The sequence below is a fragment of the Halomonas sp. THAF5a genome (assembly GCF_009363755.1).
Classification (GTDB): Bacteria; Pseudomonadota; Gammaproteobacteria; order Pseudomonadales; family Halomonadaceae; genus Halomonas.
In genome coordinates this window covers 451,516-476,218 of the sequence record NZ_CP045417.1, presented here as the reverse complement: position 1 = coordinate 476,218, position 24,703 = coordinate 451,516, and the positions used below count along the sequence as shown (strand labels likewise).

20 protein-coding genes are annotated in these 24,703 nt (G+C 70.0%); 3 read left to right on the top strand and 17 right to left on the bottom strand.

What is annotated here, in order from left to right; genetic code table 11:
• Positions 1–35: 35 nt before the first annotated feature.
• Complete coding sequence (elbB, locus tag FIU83_RS02130; protein ID WP_152482543.1) at positions 36–698, bottom strand: isoprenoid biosynthesis glyoxalase ElbB; 663 nt, start codon at positions 696–698, stop codon at positions 36–38.
• Between the two features lie 216 nt (positions 699–914).
• Between elbB and hemB the strand changes: the two genes are divergently transcribed.
• Both hemB and ppk1 read left to right on the top strand, forming a co-directional pair.
• Positions 915–1,922 carry a porphobilinogen synthase gene (hemB, locus tag FIU83_RS02125; protein ID WP_152482542.1) on the top strand — a complete coding sequence of 336 codons (1,008 nt, stop codon included), beginning with the start codon at positions 915–917 and terminating at the stop codon, positions 1,920–1,922.
• A 46-nt stretch (positions 1,923–1,968) separates the two neighbouring features.
• A complete protein-coding gene (gene ppk1 / locus FIU83_RS02120; RefSeq protein ID WP_152482541.1) occupies positions 1,969–4,173 on the top strand; it encodes a polyphosphate kinase 1 in 2,205 nt (734 codons plus the stop codon).
• Between the two features lie 115 nt (positions 4,174–4,288).
• Here ppk1 and FIU83_RS02115 read toward each other — a convergent pair whose 3' ends face one another.
• The 9 genes from FIU83_RS02115 to rho all read right to left on the bottom strand — a co-directional run bounded on the left by FIU83_RS02115 (position 4,289) and on the right by rho (position 13,275).
• Positions 4,289–6,412 (bottom strand): PhoX family phosphatase, encoded by a 2,124-nt coding sequence (locus tag FIU83_RS02115; RefSeq protein ID WP_152482540.1) that lies wholly within the window; start codon positions 6,410–6,412, stop codon positions 4,289–4,291.
• A gap of 98 nt (positions 6,413–6,510) precedes the next feature.
• Complete coding sequence (locus tag FIU83_RS02110; protein WP_152482539.1) at positions 6,511–7,023, bottom strand: DUF3087 family protein; 513 nt, start codon at positions 7,021–7,023, stop codon at positions 6,511–6,513.
• 158 nt (positions 7,024–7,181) lie between these two features.
• Positions 7,182–8,240, bottom strand: coding sequence for a 3-deoxy-7-phosphoheptulonate synthase (locus FIU83_RS02105; protein ID WP_152482538.1), 1,059 nt, complete (start codon positions 8,238–8,240; stop codon positions 7,182–7,184).
• A 297-nt stretch (positions 8,241–8,537) separates the two neighbouring features.
• Positions 8,538–8,687, bottom strand: a complete 150-nt coding sequence (locus tag FIU83_RS17410) for a hypothetical protein (protein ID WP_172976000.1) — start codon at positions 8,685–8,687, stop codon at positions 8,538–8,540.
• A gap of 63 nt (positions 8,688–8,750) precedes the next feature.
• On the bottom strand, positions 8,751–8,879 hold the full coding sequence (locus tag FIU83_RS17685) for a hypothetical protein (protein ID WP_263591145.1): 129 nt from the start codon (positions 8,877–8,879) through the stop codon (positions 8,751–8,753).
• 42 nt (positions 8,880–8,921) lie between these two features.
• Positions 8,922–9,635, bottom strand: coding sequence for a dihydromonapterin reductase (folM, locus tag FIU83_RS02100; RefSeq protein WP_152482537.1), 714 nt, complete (start codon positions 9,633–9,635; stop codon positions 8,922–8,924).
• Positions 9,632–10,411, bottom strand: a complete 780-nt coding sequence (locus FIU83_RS02095; protein ID WP_152482536.1) for an NAD(P)H-flavin reductase — start codon at positions 10,409–10,411, stop codon at positions 9,632–9,634. Before FIU83_RS02095 ends, folM begins: the two co-directional genes overlap by 4 nt.
• Positions 10,408–11,904 carry a 4-hydroxy-3-polyprenylbenzoate decarboxylase gene (gene ubiD / locus FIU83_RS02090; protein WP_152482535.1) on the bottom strand — a complete coding sequence of 499 codons (1,497 nt, stop codon included), beginning with the start codon at positions 11,902–11,904 and terminating at the stop codon, positions 10,408–10,410. The genes FIU83_RS02095 and ubiD overlap by 4 nt, the downstream gene beginning before the upstream one ends.
• Positions 11,905–12,015: 111 nt before the next feature.
• Positions 12,016–13,275 (bottom strand): transcription termination factor Rho, encoded by a 1,260-nt coding sequence (gene rho, locus FIU83_RS02085; protein WP_152482534.1) that lies wholly within the window; start codon positions 13,273–13,275, stop codon positions 12,016–12,018.
• A gap of 452 nt (positions 13,276–13,727) precedes the next feature.
• Between rho and ppx the strand changes: the two genes are divergently transcribed.
• Entirely contained in the window at positions 13,728–15,266 is a 1,539-nt protein-coding gene (gene ppx, locus FIU83_RS02080; protein WP_152482533.1) for an exopolyphosphatase, read from the top strand.
• On the opposite strand, the gene tilS is transcribed toward ppx, so the two are convergent.
• The 7 genes from tilS to fabZ form a co-directional block, all read right to left on the bottom strand.
• Entirely contained in the window at positions 15,255–16,550 is a 1,296-nt protein-coding gene (gene tilS, locus FIU83_RS02075) for a tRNA lysidine(34) synthetase TilS (protein ID WP_253939521.1), read from the bottom strand. The two genes, ppx and tilS, sit on opposite strands and share 12 nt — an antisense overlap.
• A 6-nt stretch (positions 16,551–16,556) precedes the next feature.
• Positions 16,557–17,510, bottom strand: coding sequence for an acetyl-CoA carboxylase carboxyl transferase subunit alpha (gene accA / locus FIU83_RS02070; RefSeq protein WP_152482532.1), 954 nt, complete (start codon positions 17,508–17,510; stop codon positions 16,557–16,559).
• A 278-nt stretch (positions 17,511–17,788) separates the two neighbouring features.
• The gene (gene dnaE, locus FIU83_RS02065; protein ID WP_152482531.1) at positions 17,789–21,295 is read right to left on the bottom strand and encodes a DNA polymerase III subunit alpha; all 3,507 of its coding nucleotides are present in this window, start codon (positions 21,293–21,295) and stop codon (positions 17,789–17,791) included.
• A gap of 230 nt (positions 21,296–21,525) precedes the next feature.
• Positions 21,526–22,137: a ribonuclease HII gene (rnhB, locus tag FIU83_RS02060; RefSeq protein ID WP_253939520.1), complete on the bottom strand. Its 612-nt coding sequence runs from the start codon at positions 22,135–22,137 to the stop codon at positions 21,526–21,528.
• Between the two features lie 23 nt (positions 22,138–22,160).
• The gene (gene lpxB / locus FIU83_RS02055) at positions 22,161–23,378 is read right to left on the bottom strand and encodes a lipid-A-disaccharide synthase (protein ID WP_152482529.1); all 1,218 of its coding nucleotides are present in this window, start codon (positions 23,376–23,378) and stop codon (positions 22,161–22,163) included.
• A 13-nt stretch (positions 23,379–23,391) separates the two neighbouring features.
• On the bottom strand, positions 23,392–24,159 hold the full coding sequence (gene lpxA / locus FIU83_RS02050; RefSeq protein ID WP_152482528.1) for an acyl-ACP--UDP-N-acetylglucosamine O-acyltransferase: 768 nt from the start codon (positions 24,157–24,159) through the stop codon (positions 23,392–23,394).
• On the bottom strand, positions 24,156–24,599 hold the full coding sequence (fabZ, locus tag FIU83_RS02045; RefSeq protein WP_152482527.1) for a 3-hydroxyacyl-ACP dehydratase FabZ: 444 nt from the start codon (positions 24,597–24,599) through the stop codon (positions 24,156–24,158). The genes lpxA and fabZ overlap by 4 nt, the downstream gene beginning before the upstream one ends.
• Between the last annotated feature and the right edge of the window lie 104 nt (positions 24,600–24,703).

Genomic DNA, 24,703 nt, shown 5'->3' with positions numbered 1-24,703 from the left:
TTGTCGCTCGGCGCCTGTCGCTCGTGGCTCGGCGCTTACAGGTCCATCAGCTCGTCGATGCGATCGACCAGCTTGAAGATGCCGGTCGCCGCCTCGCTGATGCGGGTCGCCTGCATGTAGGCCGGCGTGGTCACCACCCGGTTCTCGAAGTCGAGCACGATGTCCTCCACCCCGCAGCTGCGGTGCAGCCCCCCCATGGCGCTGATCGCGCCGGCGACGCCGGGATCGCTGCCCACGGTCACGGCGATGCCCGGGCCGAGCAGCCGCGGCACCAGCACCGGGCTGATGCACATCAGGCCGATCGGCTTGCGCGCCTCATGGAAGCCGGCCAGCGCTTCGGTCAGCGATTCGATCACCTGCAGGCCGTCGCCGGCCACGGCGAAGTCCGAGAGGTTCTTGGCCACGCCGAAGCCGCCGGGCAGGATCACCGCATCGAAGGCCTCGGCATCGAGCTCGTCCAGGGGCGAGATCTCGCCGCGGGCCAGGCGCGCGGATTCGGTCAGCACGTTGCGGGTCTCGCCCTCGACCGGCTCACCGTGACGATGATCGATGACGTGATGCTGGTCGATGTCCGGGGCGAAGCAGCGATAGCCCAGGCCCAGCTGGTCGAGGCGCAGCAGCGTCAGGGTGGTCTCGTAGATCTCGGACCCGTCCTGCACCCCGCACCCCGCGAGAATCACCGCCACCTGTTTGCTCATGCCGTTCTCCTTGAAGGTTGGCGCCTGTGAAAGCCAGGCCCTGAAATCGCAAGCCCTCCACTTTAGAGAGTCGACGGGGGTGCGACAAGGCGCGTCTTTCGACGCCTGCCGACGCTGATATACTCGAGGGCAATCGACCCCATGTCATCGTTTCGTCATCTTGCGCGGCCACCATCGACCCGTGGCGGCCCCGATCCCCACTCCCGGAGAGACGCCTTGAGCTTCACGACCCCACGCCAGTTCCCGACCGCCCGCCCACGTCGCATGCGTCGCGACGCGTTCTCGCGCCGGCTGATGCGCGAGCACACCCTGACCGCCGCCGACCTGATCTGGCCGGTCTTCGTGCTGGAGGGCGAAGGCCAGCGCGAGGCGGTGCCCTCGATGCCCGGCGTGGAGCGCCTCTCCATCGACCTGCTGATCGAGGAGGCCCGCGAGGCTTACGAACTCGGCATCCCGGCCATCGCCCTCTTCCCGGTGGTCGGCACCGAGCTCAAGAGCGAGCTGGCCGAGGAGTCCTTCAACGCCGCGGGCCTGGTGCAGCGCAGCGTGCGGGCCCTCAAGGCGGCGCTGCCGGAGCTCGGCGTGATCACCGACGTGGCGCTGGACCCCTACACCAGCCACGGCCAGGACGGGATCCTCGACGAGGCCGGCTACGTGCACAACGACCGCACCGTGGAGACCCTGATCAAGCAGGCCCTTTCCCATGCCGAGGCCGGCGCCGACGTGGTGGCCCCCTCGGACATGATGGACGGGCGCATCGGCGCGATCCGCCAGGTGCTGGAGCAGGAGACGCTGGTCAACACCCGGATCATGGCCTATAGCGCCAAGTATGCCTCGCGCTACTACGGCCCCTTCCGCGACGCGGTGGGCTCCGCCGGCAACCTGGGCAAGGCGGACAAGACCACCTACCAGATGGACCCGGGCAACGGCGACGAGGCGCTGCACGAGGTGGCCCTGGACCTGGCCGAGGGCGCCGACATGGTGATGATCAAGCCCGGCATGCCCTACCTGGACGTGGTGCGCCGGGTGAAGGACGAGCTGAAGGTCCCCACCTTCGCCTACCAGGTCAGCGGCGAGTACGCCATGCACATGGCCGCCTTCGAGAACGGCTGGCTGGAGGCCGACACGGTCATCCTCGAGTCGCTGCTCTGCTTCAAGCGCGCCGGCGCCGACGGCGTGCTGACCTACTTTGCCAAGCGGGCGGCCCGACTGCTCGCCGGCTAGCCGACGGGAGGGTCGCGCCCCTTCCCCACGACGACAGGGAGCTTCCATGGACGAGACGCGCGATCCCATCCCCCCCCATGACGCGGGGCAGAACCCGCCGGGCAGCGAGCTGCCCGAGACGCCCGCCCCGCGCCTGAACCAGACCCGCACCGGCATCAAGCCCAAGGCGCTGCCCGACCCGGAGGCCGACCTCACCGACCCGGGGCTCTACTTCAATCGCGAGCTCTCGCATCTGCAGTTCAACGTCCGGGTGCTGGAGCAGGCCCTCGACGAGGCCCACCCGCTGCTCAACCGGCTGATGTTCCTGCTGATCTTCTCGTCGAACATGGACGAGTTCTTCGAGATCCGCGTGGCCGGCCTGAAGCACCAGGTGCTGCTGGGCGACGAGTCCACCGGCGCCGACGGCCGCTCGCCCCGCTCGGTGCTGGCCGAGATCGCCCGCATCGCCCATGAGCAGGTGGCGCGCCAGTACCAGATCCTCAACGAGGTGCTGATCCCGGCCCTGGAGGCCCAGCGGCTGCGCTTCCGCCGCCGCGGCGACTGGAGCGAGGCCCAGCGGGCCTGGGTGCAGGAGTACTTCGCCACCGAGATCATCCCGGTGGTCAGCCCCATCGGCCTGGACCCCTCCCACCCCTTCCCGCGGCTGGTCAACAAGAGCCTCAACTTCATCGTCCAGCTGGAGGGCAAGGACGCCTTCGGCCGCGAGGGGGGACTCGCGATCCTGCCGGCGCCGCGCTCGCTGCCGCGGGTGATCGCCCTGCCCGAGGCGCTCTGCGAGGAGGGCTTCTCGGAGTACGTCTTCCTGTCGTCGATGATCCACGCCCATGCCGAGGAGGTCTTCCCCGGCATGACCGTGCTCGGCTGCTACCAGTTCCGGCTGACCCGCAACGCCGACCTCTCCGTGGACCCCGAGGAGGTCTCGGACCTCGCCTCGGCGCTGCGCGGCGAACTGCTGTCGCGCCGCTACGGCAGCGGGGTGCGCCTGGAGGTGGCCGACAACTGCCCCGACGAGCTCGCCGACTTCCTGCTGCACCAGTTCCAGCTCGAGCCGACCGACCTCTACCGGGTCGACGGCCCGGTAAACCTGACGCGCATGATGTCGGTGCTCGACGCCGTGGAGCGCCCCGAGCTGCTCTACCGCCCCTTCACGCCGGGCCTGCCCAAGCCGCTGCTCAAGGCCGACAGCCTGCTGGGGGTGATCGCCGAGGGCGACATCCTGCTCCACCACCCCTTCCAGTCCTTCACCCCGGTGGAGAAGATGCTCGGCGAGGCCGCCCGCGACCCGGAGGTGCTGGCCATCAAGCAGACCCTCTATCGCACCGGCGCCGACTCGCCCATCGTCAACGCCCTGGTCGAGGCCGCCGGCCACGGCAAGGAGGTCACGGTGGTGATCGAGCTTCGGGCGCGCTTCGACGAGGCCGACAACCTGGCGCTCGCCTCGCGCCTGCAGGAGGCCGGCGCCATCGTCATCTACGGCGTGATGGCCTACAAGACCCACGCCAAGATGATGCATATCGTGCGCCGCGAGCGAGGCAAGCTGCGCCACTACGCCCACCTCGGCACCGGCAACTACCACTCCAAGACCGCCAAGCTCTACACCGACTACAGCCTGCTCACCGCCGACCCGGTGCTCTGCGCCGACGTGCACAAGGTCTTCCAGCAGCTCACCGGCATGGGCCGGGCGCGGCACATCGAGAAGCTGCTCCACGCGCCCTTCACCCTGCACGAGCAGATGGTGGCGATGATCGACCGCGAGGCCGAACACGCCCGCAAGGGCAAGCGCGCCCACCTGATCATCAAGTGCAACTCGCTCACCGAGCCCAAGCTGATCCAGGCGCTCTACCGCGCCTCACGGGCCGGGGTCGAGTGCGACCTGATCATCCGCGGCATGTGCTGCCTGCGCCCGGGGCTGCCGGGCATCTCCGAGACCATCCGGGTGCGCTCGGTGATCGGGCGCTTCCTGGAGCACACCCGGGTCTTCCACTTCCACAACGACGGCAAGCCCGAGACCTGGGGCTCCAGCGCCGACTTCATGGCGCGCAACATGTTCCACCGGGTGGAGACCTGTTTCCCGCTGCTCGACAAGAAGCTGGCCGCCCGGATCCGCAAGGACCTCGAGACCTATCTGGTGGACAACTGCCAGAGCTGGCTGCTCGGCAGCGACGGCCTCTATACCAAGCAGCAGCCCGGCGGGGCCGCACCGATCAGCGCCCAGGAGACCCTGCTCTTCGCCTACGCCGCCCGAGCCTGACCGCCCGACGCCAGGCGCCCCCTGAACGAGAAAGCCCCCTGAACGAGAAAGGCCCCTGAACGAGACAGGCCCCTGCCGATGGCAGGGGCCTATTGGCGAGCGGCGGCGGCGAGGATCAGACCCCGACCGGCCCGCCGTCGCGCTTCTGGATCACCACGGTGGCCGCCCGGGGCCGCACCTGGCCATCGGTGGCCCGGGTGGCATCCTCGGCCGCCGGCCAGTTGCCCGGGTGCTGGATGTTGATGAACAGCGCCGTGCGATCCGGGGTGGCGAAGATGCCGGTCACCTCGCTGCCGTTGGGGCCCACGGCGAAGCGCTTGAGCGCCTGCTGGTTGCCCGGGTTGACCACCGCGGCGCCGCCCGGGCTCGCCTCCAGGGCACCGGGCACCACCGCCAGCACCTGGTCGTTGGTGTGCTCGGCGACCCCTTCGTAGCCGTTGTCGGTCTGGATCCAGAGGATGCCGTCGCCCTCGCCGCGCTCGTCGAACCACAGACCGTCGGGGCTCGCGAACTGGTTGGCCTCGGTCAGCCCGGAAGGGTTGTCGGCATCGTCGGCCGCCGCGCCGAAGACGAACACCTCCCAGTCGAAGCGGGTGGCGTCGTCCGCCTCGCGCCAGCGGATGATCTGGCCGGCGCCGTTGTCGGGACGCGGGTTGGGCGCATTGACCGGAGCGGTGGCGAAGCCCACGCCAGGCTCGTCGATCGCCTCGCCGTCGCCGGTGAAGGTGGCGTCGGTGCCCTCGGCGGTGCGCTGGCTGTTGTTGGTCAGGGTCATGTAGACCTCGCCGGAGGCGGGGTCCACGGCGCCCCACTCGGGCCGGTCCATGGGGGTCGCCCCCATCAGGTCGGCGGCGTCGCAGGTGTGGATAAGAATCCCCGCCTGGTCGTCGGCGGCCAGCCCCAGGGCCTCGTGCAGGCGGCGGCCGTCGCGGGTCTCGGCGTCCGGGGTCAGGGCCAGCCACTCGCCGCGGCCGTCGGCGTCGAAGCGCGCCACGTAGAGGGTGCCCTCGTCCAGGTACTTGGCGCCGATGGCCAGGCGGTCCATGGACTCGCCGGGGCGGCTGGCGTCGGCGGGGTCCCAGGCGGCGGCGGAGACGAACTTGTAGATGTACTCGTTGCGGGCGTCGTGGCCGGAGTAGAAGACCACCGGGCGGCCCGGGACGAGCCTGCCCGGCCAGCAGCCCTCGTGGCGGAAGCGCCCCAGGGCGGTGCGCTTCACGGCGCGCTCGCCGGTGTAGGGGTCGATCTCCACCACGTAGCCGAAGGTGCGCGCCTCGTTGCGGTAGTCCTCGCGGGCGTCGGCACCGGTGGGCGTGGTGTCGAAGCGGGCGAACTCGCCGTCGCGCTCTGAGGCATCGCCGGCGGCGCTCTCCCAGCCGTAGCGGCCGCGCTCGCGGCCGATCCCCAGACGCTCGTCGTCCCGCTCCCGAGCCTCGCGGCGAATGAAGTAGTTCGGCCAGTTCTCCTCGCAGGTCAGGTAGGTGCCCCAGGGGGTGTGGCCGCTGGCGCAGTTGTTGTTGGTGCCACGGGTCAGCCGACCCTCCGGCGAGAAGCGCGTGCGCACGTAGTCACTGCCGGCCACCGGGCCGCCCAGCGCCATCACCGAGGCGCTGGTGTAGCGACGGTTGTAGTCGGAGTCCGGCACGTGGGTCCAGCGACCGTCGGCCTGCTTCTTGAGGTGCACCAGGGTGACGCCGTGGGCGTGGATCTCGGTACGCACCTCGTCGGCGGGGCGACGCCCCTGGTCGGCGGCGGTGGGCCCGCCCTGGGGCGCCCAGAGCGCCGCCTGGTCGATGTACTCGTTGTTGAGCGCGAGCAGGAACTCCTGGGAACCACCGTCGCGGTCGAGGGGAAAGTGGTACATGCCGTCGTGGTGCATGCCGACGCTGTGCGCCTGGCGCTCCGGGGTCATCGCGAGCCCCTCGTGCCACTCGGATGCCTGGCCGTCGAGCGGCGTGCCCCAGGGCACCAGCACCTGGGCGGTATAGCCCTCCGGCACCACCACGGCGTCGAGCCTGGCGCCCTGGACCGCCTCGAAGGCCAGGCTCAGCGGCGTCTTCTTCGCGCCGCTCGCCGCCAGCGCCTGGGCGACGCCGCCGAAGCCCAGCATCGAGGCGGCCGCCAGGCCCAGGCCGCCACGCATCACGCTGCGTCGGGAGACGTGACGATCGAGAACGGAGGTGAAGGGCTCGTTGCCGCTGGCGTTATGGACGCGATGGTCCTCGATTTCCTTGCTCATGCTGCTCTCCTCATCTGGGGCGAGGCGCCGCAGGCGCCTTGGGGTCGATGAGTCGAGCCTAGGACGGGCAGGTGACAGGACGATGACGCCGCCGGCCCCTACCCCTTGCGAAAGCCCCCGAGGTCCTCGAGGTCGAGGCCCTCGACACGCTCGGGCAGCCCTCGCTCGCGCCGGGCATGGCGCACCACCTCCCGCTCGGCGAGCAGCTCGGCGGCGTCGTCGAGGGTGCGCCCCTCGAGCTCGGCGAGCTGCGCCATGCCCTGATGGTAGAAGGCCAGCACCGCCAGGGCCGCCTCGTCGCCCTCGCCCATGCCCCGGCGCAGGGCCGGCAGGTAGGCGCTGACCCGTGCCAGCTGGTGCTTGAGGCGCCAGACGTAGCGGATGCCGGCCATCCAGGGCCGCTGACGCAGCACGGCGAAGACCAGGCTGGTGGCCGCAAGCCCCAGCAGCACGCCCAGGGCATTGATCCAGAGGCTGCCGCCGAAGGCCTCGACCAGCAGCTGCGAGAAGAGCAGCCCGAAGACGATCAGCTGGCCGGCCATGGCCAGGCTGGTCAGGCGCGAGACGCGGCGGTAGGTGGCGGGATCGAAGTGCGCGAAGCGAAACGTCATGGGGGCCCCGTGGGATGGGAAGCGATGCGGCGATTATCCGCCCATCGCCTCCCCGGGTACAGGCGCGGGCCTCCCTTGCTTACCCGCGCAGGCGCTGCGACGCCCTTGTTTTATGCTCGCCCACTGACGCTCGGCTTACCTTACTCGCCAGGCGCCGCTCACCGCAGGCGCTGCGCCGCGGTCATCAGCAGGTGCTCGGTGGTCTCCCAGCCGATGCAGGCGTCGGTGACCGAGACGCCGTAGCGCAGCCGCCCCGGCACGAGGTGCTGCTTGCCCTCGTGGAGGTGGCTCTCGATCATCAGGCCCACCAGGGAGGCGTCGCCGGCCTCGCGCTGGGCCAGCACGTCGAGCAGCACCTCGCTCTGGCGGCGGTGGTCCTTGCGGGCGTTGGCGTGGCTGCAGTCGACCATGATGCGCGGCGCGAGGCCGGCGGCCTGGAGGGTGCGGCGCGCCGAGAGGACATGGGCGGCGGAGTAGTTGGGCTCGCCGTGGCCGCCGCGCAGCACCAGGTGTGTATAGGGGTTGCCGGCGGTCTCACGGACCATGGGCCGGCCATCCTCGGCCATCGCGAAGTGGCGATGGGGGTGGGCGGCGGAATGCATGGCGTCCAGGACGACCTGCAGCTCGCCGCCGGTGCCGTTCTTGAAGCCGACCACGGCCTCCAGGCCGCTGGCCACCTCGCGATGCAGCTGCGACTCGGTGGTGCGGGCACCGATCGCCACCCAGGCGAGCAGGTCGTCCAGGTAGGGCGCGAGCATCGGCTGCAACAGCTCGGTGGCCACCGGCAGGCCGAGCCCGACGATGTCGCGCATCAGCGCGCGGGAGGCCTGCAGGCCGCGCGCCATGTCACCGCTGCCGTCGAGATCCGGGTCGTAGGCGAGCCCCTTCCAGCCCACGGTGGTGCGCGGCTTCTCGACATAGACGCGCATCACGATCAGCAGGCGGTCGGCGACCCTGGGGGCCAGCTCGGCCAGCCGACGCGCATAGTCCAGGGCGGCCTCGGGGTCGTCGACGGAACAGGGCCCAACCACCACCAGCAGGCGGTCGTCATGGCCGTCGAGAATGGCGCGGATCGCCCGGCGGTGGGCGGCCACCTGCTCGGCGAGGGCCGGGGCAAGGGGCAGCGACTGGCGCAGCTCGCCGGGGGTGGGGAGCGTGTCGGCGGTCATCGGGGCGGCCTGGTGCGGGGCGGGGGTCAGCGAAACGGGGGCATTCATGGGCATCAACTCCGGGTAGCGGTCGTACATCGTGTCTGTCGGGAACCACCGATCTCGCTACGGCCGGAGGTGGCGAGGTGAGCCGACCGCAGCTCGCTAAATCGCCAATAGCCGTAATAGCCCACGAAGCCCCGGGTCTGGCGAATGGCGATGGATGCGGTCATGGTCTCTCTCCTCGTCTGTCGTGATGATGTGCGATGCCATGAAAGGCAGAACCCCCGGGCGGGGTTGCCGTCCGGGGGTTCTGGGAGGAGGCAACCCGGCGGGTGTGCCTCATGGCGCTGTCCTTGGTGCGTCTCAGGACATGGCCACCGGCACACCGGTGCTAAACCAGTCGCCATACCAGCCCTGGAAACCCTGCAGCGCCGCCTCGTCGCCCAGGCACGCATGACCGCGACGCGGGGCGTCGACGGGCGTGCGGGGGGTGGCGGGCAGAGCGGGCGTCATGGTCATCTCCTGAGTGATAGGGTCATCCTGCCGCATCGTGGCGGCTTCGGCAAGGGGCGGCGATCAGCCGGTTGCCAGCTGGACCCAGCCGATGGTGGCCGGCAGCGCGCTCATGCCCACCAGTACCGCCAGGCCCAGGAAGACGGCCAGCAGGCCGCTGTCATCCTTGAAGTTCTCGTCGTGTCCCGCCATCTCATGATCCTCTCGGGGTTATCGTCAGGGGTGCCCGGCATTCTAGCGAAGATGCCGCCCGCCATCGACTGGCAGGGTGATGCCGGTCACGAAGCGATTGTCGAGCAGGTAGCGCAGGCTCTGGTAGATCACGCCGGGCCCGGGGATCATCTCCATGGCCGACTTGGCGCGAGCCTTTTCGGCGTAGGCCTCGTCGTCGCCCTCGTTGAGCATGATCATCGCCGGGGCGATGGCGTTGACCTGGATACTCGGCGCGAACATGGCGGCGAACGACAGCGTCAGGTTGTCGAGCCCCGCCTTGGTGGCGGCATAGGCGGCGTGCTTGCGGGAGCCCTTCTGCACCACGTAGTCGGTCATGTGGACGATGTCGCGCTGGGGCTCGCTGCACGCCTCGAGCAGTTCGCGAGCGTGCAGGTTGATCAGGTAGGGCGCCAGCATGTGCACCCGGAAAAGCCGCTCGAAGTTGGCGCCGGCATCGTCGCCAGCGCTGTCCGGCGCCCAGTCGCTGGCATTGTGCACGATGGCGCGCAGCGAGGCGGTCTCGGCCTTCAGGCGCGCCAGGAAATCCAGGATGCCCGCCTCGCTCGAGAAGTCCGCCGGCAAGGTGACGACACCGCGTTCGCGCAGCGCCTCGAGCGCCTCGCGCTCGCGGCGATAGCTGATGATCACCGGGTGGCCGTCGTCGCGTAGGCGCTCGGCGCAGTGGCGCCCCAGGCGCTGTGCCCCGCCGGTGATCAGGATCGGCGAGGCGCTCATGCGTCATGCTCCCTCACCAGGCTGCCCGCGGTGGGCACGATGGGGTCACGGGGGGCGTAGGCGAAGACGTCCGAGAAGACCCGGGAGGCCGAGAGCCCCAGCGAGGCCAGCACGTCGACGCAGGCGTAGACCATGCCCGGCGAGCCGGAGACGTAGACGTCGTGGCCGGAGACGTCGTCTAGGCCGGTGGCCAGCGCCTGGTCGATGCGGCCCTGGTGGGCCTGGACCCGTGTGCCCTCGATGGCCTGCTCCGGCGCGACCTCGGTGACGGCGTGGAAGCGCACCCCGGCATGCCCTTCCGCCCACGCCCGGGGCAGCCGCTCCAGGTAGAGGTCGCGACGCTCGCGGGCCGCCCACCAGAGGTCGATCTCGCGCTCGGGGTCCGCGTGCAGGGCCGCCTCGACGATCGCCTTCATCTGCGAGAAGCCGGTGCCGGCGGCGACCAGCAGCAGCGGGCGCGTGCTGTCCGGGTCCAGCACGCAGTCGCCCCCGGGCAGGCGCACGGTCAGCCGTTCGGCGACCTGCATCAGCTCGCGCAGCCGCGCCGAGTTGTCGCGCTCCGGCCAGTGCTGGATATGCAGTTCGATGGCGCCGTCGCCGGCGTGGGCGTTGGCGATGGAGAAGGGGACCCAGACGTCCTCGGCGAGCTTGAGCTCCAGGTACTGGCCGGGGGCGTGGGCCACGGCCTCGGCGCGGCCCTCGAGCCGGACGCGGAAGACGTCGGGGGTGAGGTCCTCGACCTCGGTGACCAGGAAGGTCAGGGTCCTTGGCGTCATGAATGCCTCGTGTCGTTGTCAGGGGGAAGCGTGATGCCCAGGTCGTCCCAGCGGTCGCTGACGCGGGCCTTGACGGCCTCGTCCATGACGATGGGCGTGCCCCACTCGCGGTCGGTCTCACCGGGCCACTTGCTGGTCGCGTCGAGGCCCAACTTGGAACCGAGCCCCGCCACGGGGGAGGCGAAATCCAGGTAGTCGATGGGGGTGTTCTCCACCATCACCGTGTCCCGCGCCGGGTCCATGCGGGTGGTGATGGCCCAGATCACATCCTGCCAGTCCCGGGCGTCGACGTCGTCGTCGAGCACCACCACGAACTTGGTGTACATGAACTGGCGCAGGAAGCTCCACACCCCCATCATCACCCGCTTGGCATGCCCCGGGTACTGCTTCTTCATGGTCACCACCGCCATGCGGTAGGAGCAGCCCTCGGGGGGCAGGTAGAAGTCGACGATCTCGGGAAACTGCCGGCGCAGGATCGGCACGAACACCTCGTTGAGCGCCAGTCCCAGGATCGCCGGCTCGTCGGGGGGCCGGCCGGTATAGGTGGAGTGATAGATGGCGTTCTCGCGCATGGTCATGCGCGTCACCGTGAAGACCGGGAACTGCTCGACCTCGTTGTAGTAGCCGGTGTGATCGCCGTAGGGCCCCTCGGGCGCCATGTCATCCGGGTAGATGAAACCCTCGAGGATGATCTCGGCGGAGGCCGGCACCTCGAGGTCGGCGTGGCCGCACCTGACGAGCTCGGTACGCGAGCCGCGCAGGAGCCCGGCGAAGGCGTACTCGGAAAGCGAGTCCGGGACCGGCGTCACGGCGCCGAGGATGGTGGCCGGGTCGGCGCCCAGCGCCACCGCCACCGGGAAGGGCTCGCCGGGATGCGCCTGCTGGAACTCCTGGAAGTCGAGCGCCCCGCCGCGATGGGAGAGCCAGCGCATGATCAGCCGGTTCCGGCCGAGCTTCTGCTGGCGGTAGATGCCGAGGTTCTGGCGAGCCTTCCGGGGCCCCTTGGTGATCACCAGCGGCCAGGTGACCAGCGGCGCGGCGTCGCCCGGCCAGCAGTGCTGGATCGGCAGGCGGTCGAGGTCGACCTCGTCGCCCTCGAAGACGCGCGCCTGGACCGGGGCCCGGCGCACCGTCTTCGGCCCCATGCTCATCACCTGCTTGAAGATCGGCAGCTTGCTCCAGGCGTCGCGGAAGCCCTTGGGGGGCTCCGGCTCCTTGAGGAAGGCCAGCAGCTCGCCCACCTCGCGCAGCGCGGCCACCGAGTCCTGTCCCATGCCCATCGCCACCCGCTTCGGCGTGCCGAAGAGGTTGCCGAGCAGCGGCATGTCGTGGCCCTTGACGTTCTCGAACAGCAGCGCCGGCCCGCCGGCCCGCAGGGTGCGGTCGCAGATCTCGGTGATCTCGAGGTAGGGGTCCACCTCGGCGGTGACGCGGGTGAGCTCGCCCTGCTCCTCGAGCACCGCGATGAATTCGCGAAGGTCCTGGTACTTCATTCGGCTGTCCCGGTTCCAGAATGACAAGAGGGGCAGCATAGCATGCTGCCCCTCCCATTCCCCGTACAACGCTTGCACAGCTTTTCTGCACCGTGGTCGCGCGGCCGCGGGTCAACGCCGCTTCATGGCCTCGAAGAACTCCAGGTTGGTCTTGGTGTCCTTCAGGCGGTCGATCAGGAACTCGGTGGCGGCGGTATCCTCCATGGGATTGAGCAGCTTGCGCAGGATCCACATGCGCTGCATCTCGTCCTCGGAGGCGATCAGGTCCTCGCGGCGGGTGCCGCTGCGGCGGATGTTCATCGCCGGGTAGACGCGGCGCTCGGCCAGCTTGCGGTCGAGGTGGGCCTCCATGTTGCCGGTGCCCTTGAACTCCTCGAAGATCACCTCGTCCATCTTGGAGCCGGTGTCGACCAGCGCCGTGGCGATGATGGTCAGGCTGCCGCCCTCCTCGATGTTGCGCGCCGCACCGAAGAAGCGCTTGGGCTTCTCGAGGGCGTGGGCGTCGACGCCACCGGTCAGCACCTTGCCGGAACTCGGCACCACGGTGTTGTAGGCGCGCGCCAGGCGGGTGATGGAGTCGAGCAGGATCACCACGTCCTTCTTGTGCTCGACCAGGCGCTTGGCCTTCTCGATGACCATCTCGGCGACCTGCACGTGGCGGGCCGGCGGCTCGTCGAAGGTCGAGGCCACCACCTCGCCGCGCACCGTGCGCGACATCTCCGTCACCTCCTCGGGGCGCTCGTCGATCAGCAGCACGATCAGGTGGCACTCGGGATTGTTGCGCGTGATCGAGGTGGCGATGTTCTGCAGCATCAGGGTCTTGCCCGCCTTGGGCGGGGAGACCAGCAGGCCGCGCTGGCCCTTGCCGATGGGCGCGGTCAGATCGATGATCCGCGCGGTGAGATCCTCGGTGGAGCCGTTGCCGATCTCCATGCGCAGCCGCTCCTGGGGGAACAGCGGCGTGAGGTTCTCGAAGAGGATCTTGTGCTTGGCGTTCTCCGGCTTGTCGAAGTTGATCTCGCTGACCTTCAACAGCGCGAAGTAGCGCTCCCCCTCCTTGGGCGGACGAATCTTGCCGGAAATGGAGTCGCCCTTGCGCAGGTTGAAGCGGCGAATCTGCGACGGCGAGACGTAGATGTCGTCGGGGCCGGCCAGGTAGGAGCTGTCGGCGCTGCGCAGGAAGCCGAATCCGTCCTGCAGGATCTCCAGCACGCCATCACCGTAGATCGGCTCACCGCTCTTGGCATGCTTCTTGAGGATGGCGAAGATGATGTCCTGCTTGCGGGAGCGCGCCAGGTTGTCGATGCCCATCTCGCGGGCGATCTCCAGAAGCTCCGGCACTGGCTTTTGCTTGAGTTCGGTAAGATTCATCGGTGTGTTCAGAATTTGCTCGTGGAAGCCGGGCGGCAGTGCGCCGTGAGGAAAGACAGGAGGCGAGACGATGACGCCCTGTGGATGCGTTCAGAGCCCGGACAGGCTACCTCTCGTCGTGAAGCATCGAATGGCCTGGGCGGGCAGCCGCCATCAGGAGGGGTGCCGGGCCGATATCGGAAGCGAGGAAGCAGGTTCGTTTTCGCCTGATCAGCGATGCCGGGCGTGACGCCGGGATCGCAGGCTGAAGCAGTGGGCTGTCTGACGACTTGGAAACTGACCGCGACGGGAACGCCGTAAGACGGTCGTGAAGCATTCGGAACAGGCGAACGCCCCGATATTAGTCAAGGGCGCCAGCAAACGCAAGCCTCGCCGCGCCGCCCGCCGCGGGACAATTGACAACGTCGGATGGCACCCGCAACCTCCTTCCCATCACCCACGCAGGACTCGCCATGACAGTGCCAACGGACCGGTTCTCCGCCACCGCGAGCGACCCCGCGATCGCCGCCGAGCCCCGCCGCCTCGCCGCCATCGATCTCGGCTCCAACAGCTTCCACCTGCTGGTCGCCAACTACCAGGACGATCGGCTGCAGGTGGTCGCCCGCCTGGGCGAGAAGGTCCAGCTGGCCGCCGGGCTCGACGAGGAGGGCCTGCTGCGCGAGGACGCCATGACCCGGGCGCTGGACTGCCTGGCCCGCTTCGCTCCCTTCCTCGAGGGCATCGCCCGCCGCGACCTGCGGGTCGTCGGCACCAATGCCCTGCGCGACGCGCGCAACAGCCAGGCGCTGATCGACCGCGCCGAGGCCCTGCTGGGCACCCGCATCGAGATCATCGCCGGCCGCGAGGAGGCGCGCCTGATCTACCTGGGCGCGGCCCATGCGGTGGCCGAGGATGGCCGCCGGCTGATCGTCGACATCGGCGGCGGCTCCACGGAGTTCATCATCGGCGAGCAGTTCGAGCCGCTGGCCCTGGAGAGCCTGCAGATGGGCTGCGTCACCTTCACCCGGCGCTTCTTCGGCGGCGGCGAGCTCAGCGAGAAGCGCATGCGCCGCGCCGAGCTCGCCGCCCTCTCGGAGCTGGCCAACATCCGGCGCCCCTACCAGCGCCTGGGCTGGAGCGACCCGGTGGGCTCCAGCGGCACCATCAAGGCCGCCGCCGCGGTGATCGCGGCGGCGGGCAAGGGGCCCGAGGGGGTGATCACCCGCCAGGGCCTTCAGGACCTGCGCAAGCGGCTGCTCAAGTTCAAGCGCCTGGACAAGGTGGCCCTGGACGGCCTCAAGGAGGACCGCGCCAGCGTCTTCCCCGCCGGCATCGCGATCCTCGGCGCCATCTTCGAGGCCTTCGACCTGGAGCAGATGCGCTACGCCGACGGCGCCCTGCGCGAAGGAGTACTCTACGACATGGCGGGCCGCCGCAGCCCCGAGGATTCGCGACTCAAGACCCTGGACGGCCTGGCCCGCAACTACCGGGTCGACGCACGCCAGGCCGAGCACGTGGCCGCTACGGCCCTGGCGCTCGGCGAGCAGGTGCGGGAGGCCTGGGCGCTGGACGACGACGAGCTCCGCTTCCTCGACTGGGCAAGCCGGCTCCACGAGATCGGCCTGGCGATCTCCCACAGCCAGTTCCACCGCCACGGCGCCTACCTGCTGGAGCACTCCGACCTGGCCGGCTTCTCGCGCCCGGAGCAGCGGCTGCTGGCCTTCCTGGTGCGCGCCCACCGCCGCAAGTTCCCGGTCAAGGAGTGGCAGGCGCTGCCGACCGGCGAGCAGCATTCCCACGCCCGGCTGGCCCGCCTGCTGCGCCTGGCCGTGCTGATCAACCACTCCCGCCCCGAGCAGCCCCCCGAGGTGCCGGGCCTCGTGGCCGACGGCGAGGCGCTGCACCTGAGCCTCGCCGGCGAGGAGGACCCCGCCCTGCTGCTCAACGACCTGGAGCAGGAGGTCGACTACCAGGCGGCCGCCGGCTTCACGCTGACGCTGTCACGCGACTGACCACCCCTCGGCCACGAGCCGCCAGCGCCCCGAGGGCGACAGCACCGCCACCGCCGCCTGGTCGTGATGGACCACCAGCAGCCGCCCGCGCTCCCAGGGCGGCACGTCGAGCTCCTGCAGCAGGCGCTTGAGGTCGCGCCGGCCGCGCCCGACAAGCCGCAGCCGCTCGCCGCCCCGGCGCGGCATCACCCGCAGGCGCACCGGCGCGCCGTCGTCCCGCCGCAGCCCCACCCGCCATGCGCCCAGGGGCGTGACGAGCGGCGCCCGCCCGTCCCAGGCCACCGGCCACTCGCCCCGGTCCTCGTCCGTCATGCCCGCCTCGCCGGGGCTCAGCAGGTAGAGCCGGCCGCGCCAGACCCGCGCCTCGGCGCCGGGCCAGGCCACCCGCACCTCGCCATCCCCTCGCGCCTCGAGCTGGACGAGCAGCGCCGCGAGGCGCCGGGCGGGCGGAGTCGAGAGCGTCAGGCGCTGGCAGGCGTGGCGGATCAGCAGCCGGCGGCGGGGCGCGGAGAGCGCCCGGAGCGCGTCCACCGGCAGCCGGGCGGGCTCGCCGCCGAGCCGGTCGAGGTCCAGCGCGGCGAGCTCGTCGAGCAGGCCGTCGGCCTCGCCGGCCAGCGCCGCGCTGCGCGCGAGGCGCCGGCCGGCCGCGGGCCAGCGGGTCTCGAGCAGCGGCAGCACGCGCCGGCGCAGGAAGTTACGATCCAGGCGCTCGTCGGCGTTGCTGGGATCCTCCACCCAGGCGAGCCCGCAGCGCGCCGCCTCGGCCTCGAGGGCGGCGCGCGAGGCGTCGAGCAGCGGCCTCGCGAGGCGCACCCCCTGACCGTCCCGCCCCGCCGGCATGGCGGCCAGGCCGCGCACTCCGCTGCCGCGCAGGGCGGCCAGCAGCAGGGTCTCGGCCTGGTCGTCGGCGTGCTGGGCCAGCCACAGCGCCTCGCCCGGTGCCGGGCGTCGGGCGAAGGCGGCGTAGCGCGCCTCCCGGGCGGCGCCCTCCAGGCCCTGTCCGGCCGCGAGGTCGACCTCGACGCGCTCGACCCAGAGCGGCACGCCGAGCCGCGAGGCGAGCCGGCGGCAGTGGCGTTCGAAGTCGTCGGCGGCGGCCTGCAGGCCATGGTGGACGTGCAGGGCGCGCAGCGGGCGGGGATGGCGACGACAGGCGTCGGCCGCCAGGGTCAGCAGCAGCGAGGAGTCCAGGCCGCCCGAGAGGGCGATCCAGACACAACGCCCCGGCGGGGTTCCCGCCAGGGCGTCGTCGATCATGGACTGCAGCGCGCCTGAGTCGCGCACGCGGGCTTACACCGGGGCGCCGTAGCTCAGCAGGCGCTCGTAGCGGCGCTCGAGCAGGCTATCCATGTCCATCGCCTCGAGGCGCTCGAGGCTCGCCATCAGCGAGGCCTTGATGCGCTCGGCGGTGTCCGCCGGGTGGCGGTGGGCGCCGCCCAGGGGCTCCGCGATCAGGGTATCGACCAGGCCCAGTTCCTTGAGGCGCTCGGCGGTGATGCCCATGGCCTGGGCCGCGTCGGGGGCCTTCTCGGCGCTCTTCCAGAGGATGGAGGCGCAGCCCTCGGGGGAGATCACCGAGTAGGTGGAGTACTGCAGCATGGCGAGCTCGTCGCACACGCCGATGGCCAGCGCCCCGCCGGAGCCGCCCTCGCCCACCACGGTGGCGAGGATCGGGGTCTTGAGGCGCGACATCACGGCGAGGTTGTAGGCGATCGCCTCGGACTGGCCGCGCTCCTCGGCGTCGATGCCGGGATAGGCGCCGGGGGTGTCGATGAAGGTCAGCACCGGCATCCTGAAGCGCTCGGCCATCTCCATCAGCCGGCACGCCTTGCGATACCCCTCGGGACGCGGCATGCCGAAGTTGCGGCGCACCTTCTCCTTCACGTCGCGGCCCTTCTGGTGGCCGATCACCATCACCGGCTTGTCGTCCAGCCGCGCGATCCCGCCGACGATGGCGGCATCATCGGCGAAGTGGCGATCGCCGTGGAGCTCGTCGAAGTCAGTGAAGACGTGCTCGAGGTAGTCCAGGGTGTAGGGCCGCTGGGGGTGGCGAGAGAGCTGGGAGACCTGCCAGGGGGAGAGGTCCTTGAAGATGGACTCGGTGAGCTTGCGGCTCTTCTCCTCGAGGCGGCAGATCTCATCGCTGAGATTGACCTGGCTGTCGTTGCCGACCAGCCGCAGCTCCTCGATCTTGGCCTGGAGCTCGGCAATGGGCTGTTCGAAATCGAGATAGTTGGGGTTCATTGGCCAGACGCCTTGTCGAGTTTCATCGCCCCTCCGACCCGGGAGGGCGATGCCAAAAAATTGCGCGTGACGAGCATTATCGCACCCTCAACGCAAGGCGCAAGGCAGCAGCGGGTAGCGTCGGAACCAGGAGTGCCGGGGACGGCGCACAAGGGAGGTCATTTGCCAGGGATGGCAAATGTAGCGCCCAGGGAGGGGTTCACAGCGCCTCCCTGGAGCGCCGTCGCCGGCAGCGCTCTCGCCAACTTCCCCCAGCTCGCTCCCGGATTCTTCTGTGGTTAGCGGTACTTCAGCCGCACGCCGTTCTGCCCCTGCACCTCGCGCAGCCCCGTGAGCAGCTCGTCGGAGGGGGTGACCCGCCACGCCTCGGCGAGCTCCAGCCAGCCCGAGGCCTCGGCGTTGCGGTACTTGAGGCGCACCGGCAGGCCCGCCTCGTCGCAGTAGGGCGCGAGGCTCGCGCGCAGGCTGTCCACCAGGCGGCCGTTGAGGCGCTCGCCGTCCAGGGAGAGCTCCACCGCCTGGCCGAAGCGGCTGCGCGCCTCGACCATGGGGGTGACCTCCTTGCCCCGCAGGCGCAGCCCGCCGGAGTAGTCGTCGCTGGACACCTCGCCCTCGACGATCATCACCTGGTCGGCCTCGAGGCGGCCGCGCAGCTGGTCGAAGAGCTCGCCGAACAGCGACGCCTCGATGCGCCCGGTGCGATCGTCCAGGGTCAGGAAGGCCATGGTGTCGCCGCGCTTGGACTTCATGGTGCGCACCCCGACCACCAGCCCGGCGACGCGCTGGGGCTCCCGGGACGGCTTGAGGTCGCCGATGCGGGTGGAGACGAAGCGCGAAAGCTCCTGCTCGTACTCGTCGATGGGGTGCCCGGTGAGGTAGAGCCCCAGGGTATCCTTCTCGCCGGCCAGGCGCTCCTTGTCGGTCCACTCCCGGGCCTGGCGATAATCGGCGTAGGCGTCCCGCTCGCCCTCCTCCGGCGCGGCGAAGGCCTCGCCGAACATGTCCATCATGCCGAGGTTCTGGTTGGTCTGGTTCTGGGCCGCGGCCTTGAGGGCGTCCTCCAGCGCCGCGGTGAGCACCGCCCGGCTCGGCCCGAGGTTGTCCAGCGCCCCGGAGCGGATCAGCGCCTCCAGGGTGCGCTTGTTCATGCGCTTGGGGTCGACCCGCTTGCAGAAGTCGAAGAGGTCCGTGAAGGGGCCGTCCGCCTCGCGGGCCTCGACGATGGCGCCGATGGGCCCCTCGCCGACGCCGCGGATCGCGCCGAGGCCATAGACCACCCGCGCCTGCTCGTCGACGGTGAACTTGTAGCCACCGACGTTGACGTCCGGCGGGGTCACCGTGAGCCCGAGGTGGCGACACTCCTCGATCAGCGGCACCACCTTGTCGAGGTTGTCCATCTCGGTGGACATCACCGCGGCCATGAAGGGCCCCGGATAGTGGGCCTTGAGCCAGGCGGTCTGGTAGGAGACCAACGCATAGGCCGCCGAGTGCGACTTGTTGAAGCCGTAGCCGGCGAATTTCTCCACCAGGTCGAAGATGTTGCCGGCGAGGTCCTTGTCGATGCCGTTGGCCGCGCAGCCCTCCATGAAGCCGGCGCGCTGCTTGGCCATCTCCTCGGGCTTCTTCTTGCCCATGGCGCGGCGCAGCATGTCGGCCTGGCCCAGGGAGTAGCCCGCCATCACCTGGGCGATCTGCATCACCTGCTCCTGGTAGAGGATGATGCCGTAGGTGGGCCCGAGCACCGGCTTCAGGAGCTCGTGCTGGTAGTCCGGGTGGGGGTAGGAGATCTCCGCCCGGCCGTGCTTGCGGTTGATGAAGTCGTCGACCATGCCCGACTGCAGCGGGCCGGGACGGAACAGCGCCACCAGGGCGATCATGTCCTCCAGCGAATCGGGCAGCAGGCGCTTGATCAGCTCCTTCATGCCGCGGGATTCGAGCTGGAAGACCGCCGTGGTCTCGGCCTTCTTGAGCATCTCGAAGGTCGGGGCGTCGTCGAGCGGGATGGTGTCGATGTTAAGCGGCCCCTGCCCCTCGACGGCGCGCACCTTGTCGACCATCTCCAGCGCCCAGTCGATGATGGTCAGGGTGCGCAGGCCCAGGAAGTCGAACTTGACCAGGCCCGCGTCCTCGATGTCGTTCTTGTCGAACTGCACCACCAGGCCGTTGCCCTCCTCGTCGCAGAGCAGCGGCGAGAAGTCGGTGAGCTTGGTCGGCGCGATCACCACGCCGCCGGCGTGCTTGCCGGTGCCCCGGGTGATGCCCTCGAGCTTCAGGGCCATCTCCCAGATCTCGGCGGCCTCGTCGTCGGCCTCGAGGAACTCCTTGAGCGCCGGTTCGGCCTCCAGCGCCTTGGCCAGGGTCATGCCGACCTCGAAGGGGATCAGCTTGGAGAGCTTGTCGCCGAGCGAATAGGGCTTGCCTTGGGCGCGGGCCACGTCGCGCACCACCGCCTTGGCGGCCATGGTGCCGAAGGTGACGATCTGCGAGACGGCGTCACGGCCGTAGCGGTCGGCCACGTAGTCGATCACGCGGTCGCGCTTCTCCATGCAGAAGTCGACGTCGAAGTCGGGCATCGAGACCCGCTCGGGGTTGAGGAAGCGCTCGAAGAGCAGGTCGTAGCCGATGGGGTCGAGGTCGGTGATCTTCTGGGCGTAGGCGACCAGCGAGCCGGCACCGGAGCCGCGCCCCGGGCCAACGGGGACATCGTTGTCCTTGGCCCACTGGATGAAGTCCATCACGATCAGGAAGTAGCCGGGGAAGCCCATCTGGATGATGATGTCGAGCTCGAAGTCGAGCCGCTGGCGATAGCGGGCGTCGATCTCGGCATACTCCTGGCCGTCGCGGGGGTAGCGCTCGGCCGGGTAGAGGAAGTCCAGGCGCTCGGTCAGGCCGTCATGGGAGACCTTGCGGAAGAACTCGTCCTGGGTCATGCCCTCGGGGATCTCGAACTCGGGCAGGAAGATCTCGCCCAGGCGCACGTCGACGTTGCAACGCGCCGCGATCATCACGCTGTTCTCGATCGCCTCGGGGATGTCGGCGAACAGCTCGGCCATCTCCTCGGGGCTCTTGAGGTACTGCTCCTCGGTGTAGCGGCGCTCGCGGCGCTTGTCGTCCAGCGCCTTGCCCTCGCCGATGGCGACCCGGGTCTCGTGGGCCCAGAAGTCCTCGCGCTCGAGGAAGCGCACGTCGTTGGTGGCCACCACCGGGGTGCCGGTCTCGACGGCGAGGTCCACCGAGAGGTGCACGCACTCCTCCTCCAGGGGACGCCCGGTGCGGGTCAGCTCGAGGTAGAAGCGCCCCGGGAAGGCGGCATTCCACTCCGCGAGCAGCACTCGGGCCTCGTCGTGGTGGTCGCTGAGCAGGTGGCGCCCCACCTCCCCCTCCCGGCCGCCGGAGAGCGCGATCAGCCCTTCGCTCTGCTCGAGCACCCAGGCCTTGTCGAGCAGCGCCTGGCCCTGGCGCTGGCCGTGCATCCAGCCCCGGGAGATCAGCTCGGTGAGGTTGCGATAGCCGGTGTCGTCCATGGCCAGCAGGGTCAGGCGATAGGGGTGCGCCTCGTCGTGGGGATTGGCGAGCCACAGGTCGCTGCCGATGATCGGCTTGAGCCCGGCGCCCTGGGCGCCCGTGTAAAACTTGACCAGGGCGAAGAGGTTCGCCTCGTCGGTCAGCGTCACGGCCGGCAGGTCCTGGGCCACGGCGGCCTTGATCAGCGGCTTGAGACGCACCAGGCCGTCGACCAGGGAGAATTCGCTGTGGACGCGGAGATGAACGAAGGGCGTGGTCATAATGGGCTCGAGGCTTGGCGGAAAATGGTCGACACGGAATTATTCAGGCTAGGAGAACGACGTTAAGGCTAAAGCTTCAGCGTCCTGCCACGCTCGGGACTGATCCGGCGATAGGCCTGCGGGGAGGCGCTGTGGATACCTCCTTGTACGCTACCGATTCCTTCCCTGGAATCGGACCTCCCCTTCGGCCTACCCCCGGCGCCCCTCGCTATCAGGGGCGACTCATCAGTCTAGAACAGCGCCAGCTGGCGCTTGACCGGACCGAAGGAGCGGCGGTGTTCGGGCAGCGCGCCGAGGCGCTCCAGGGCGGCCAGGTGCTCGCGGGTCGGGTAGCCCTTGTGGCGGGCGAAGCCGTAGTCGGGATGCCGGGCATCGAGGGCCAGCATGCCGGCGTCGCGCTCGACCTTGGCGAGGATCGAGGCGGCGGCGATGGCCGGGTGGCGGGCATCGCCCTTGACCACCGCCTGGCCGGGCACATGATGCCCGGGCAGGCGATTGCCGTCCACCAGCAGGTATTCGGCCGCCGGCGCCAGGGCATCGATGGCCCGGCGCATGGCGAGATGGGTCGCGTGGAAGACGTTGAGCGCGTCGACCTCGGCGGCGCTCGCCTCGGCCAGGGCGAAGGCCAACGCCCGCTCGCGGATCTCGGCGGCCAGTGCCTCGCGGCGCTTGGCGGTCAGCTTCTTGGAGTCGGCGAGCCCCTCGATGGGCCGCGCGGGATCGAGGATCACCGCCGCGGCGACCACCGGGCCGACCAACGGGCCGCGGCCTACCTCATCGACCCCGGCCAGCCGGTCGCCGGCGTAGTCGATCACAAGTGGCGGCGGCGCCTTGTCTTTCACTACCTGGTCTTTCTGACGCGCGGTCATCGTTCGCCTTCGCCGAGGGCGGCCTCGCCCGCCTCGGGGGCCACGCTGGCCGGCAGGGCCCGCCCCGCCACCAGCGCCTCGATGGTCTCGCTGGCGCGGCGACTGGCGTCGCGCTGCAGGGCCGCGTGCATCTCGGCGAAGCGCGCCTCCAGGGCCCGGCGGCCGGCCTCGTCATCGAGCAGGGCCCCGAGGCGCTCGGCGATGGCATCGGGGCTCGCCGCGTCCTGGATCAGCTCCGGTACCAGGGTCTCCCGGGCGATCAGGTTGGGCAGCGAGATCCATTCGGTATGGACCAGGCGCTTGGCCAGCCAGTGGGTCGTCGGCGCCATCCTGTAGGCCACCACCATCGCCCGATGGCAGAGCATCGCCTCGAGCGCCGCGGTGCCCGAGGCGAGCAGCACGGCATCCGCGGCCACCATGGCCTCCCGCGACTGCCCGTCGAGCAGGGTCACGCGCCCCGCGAGGGCCGGGCGCGTCGCAAGCAGCGCCTCGAGCTCACCGCGCCGCGCCGGGGTGGCGGCGGGAATCACCACCGAGAGCGCCGGGCGCTCCCGGCAGAGGCGCTCCACGGCGTCGAGGAAGGTCGCGCCGAGGAAGCGGATCTCGTTGGCCCGGGAACCGGGCAGCACCGCCAGCAGCGCCCCGCCCGACTCCGGCGCCGACAGCCCCAGGGCCGCCCGGGCGCCCTGCCGGTCGTTGGCCAGCGGCAGCTCGTCGGCCAGCGGATGGCCGACGAAGGCCACCGGCACGCGGTGGCGGGCGTAGAAGGCCGCCTCGAAGGGCAGGAAGGTGAGCATGGCGTCGACGGAACGACTGATGCCCTTGACGCGCCCCTGGCGCCAGGCCCAGACGGAGGGGCTGACGTAGTGGGCGGTGGTGAGGCCGGCCTCGCGCAGCTGCCGCTCGAGGCCCAGGTTGAAGTCCGGGGCGTCGATGCCGACCATGATGTCCGGCCGCCAGGCCAGCGCGTCGCGCTTCAGCGTGCGGCGCACCTTGACGAGCCCCGGCAGGTGCTTGAGCACCTCCACCAGGCCCATCACCGAGAGCGTCTCCAGGGGATAGCGGCTGTCGATGCCCTCGGCGATCATGCGCGGGCCACCGATGCCGCGGAACTCGACGCCCGGATGGCGCGCCTTGAGCGCGCGCATCAGGCCGGCCCCGAGGATGTCGCCGGAGAGCTCGCCGGCGACGAGATAGACGCGGCGGACCGTCATGCCCTCGGCCACCTCAGCGGACGATGCCGCGGGTCGAGGCCTCGATGGAGGCGGCGAAGGCCTCGGTCTCGGGCAGCGCGTAGCTGGCACGGATCTGTTCGAGCGCCTGGTCGATGGTCAGCCCCTGGCGATAGACCAGCTTGTAGGCCTCGCTCAGGCCGCGGATGGCCTCCTTGGAGAAGCCACGGCGCTTGAGCCCCACCAGGTTGAGGCCGTGGGCCTGGGCGGGGTTGCCGTTGATCATCACGTAGGCCGGCGTGTCCTTGGTGATGATCGAGCCGCCGCCGGCCATGGCGTGGTCGCCGAAGTGGCAGAACTGGTGGACCGCCGAGAGCCCGCCGAGGATCACGAAGTCGCCGATCTTCACGTGGCCGGCCAGGGTCACCTGGTTGGCGAAGATGCCGTCGTTGCCGATCACGCAGTCGTGACCGACGTGGGCGTAGGCCATGAAGAGGTTGCGCGAGCCGATGACGGTCTCGCCGCGATCCTGGACGGTACCGCGGTGCAGGGTCACCCCCTCGCGGATGACGTTGTCATCGCCCATCACCAGGCGGGTCGGCTCGCCGGCGTACTTCTTGTCCTGGCAGTCCTCGCCCACCGAGGCGAACTGGAAGACGCGGGTGCGCGCGCCCAGCACGGTGGGGCCCTTGATCACGACATGGGGGCCGATGCGGCTGCCGGGCCCGATCTCGACATCGGCCCCGATCACGCTGAAGGGGCCGACCTCGACATCATCGGCCAGGCGCGCCGCGGGGTCGATGAGGGCGGTGGGGTGTATCAAGCGACCTTCCTCTCGGCACAGGTGATGTCGGCCTCGCAGGCCACCTCGCCGCCCACGGTGGCGCGGCAGATGAACTTCCAGATGCCGCGCTTGGTGCGCTCGACCCGGGCCTCGAGCACCAGCTGGTCGCCGGGCATCACCGGCCGCTTGAAGCGCACGTTGTCGCTGGCCACGAGGTAGTAGACGTAGCCGTCGGCGGGCAGCTTGTTGACGGTCTTGAAGCCGAGAATGCCGCAGGCCTGGGCCAGGGCCTCGACCACCAGCACGCCGGGCATGATCGGGTGGTGCGGGAAGTGGCCGTTGAAGAAGGGCTCGTTCACGCTGACATTCTTGTAGGCAACGATGGATTCTCCCAGCGTGAGCTCCGTGACCCGATCCACCAGCAGGAAGGGGTAGCGGTGGGGCAGATACTCACGAATCTCGTTGATGTCCATTACCATCGTAGCGACCTCTGAAATGACAGGATGCCCGTCCGGAGAGGGGCACGGCCGGCGCTCGGGCGCCGGCAGCGACAGGCAGTGGATTATACCGCCCTATGATCGGG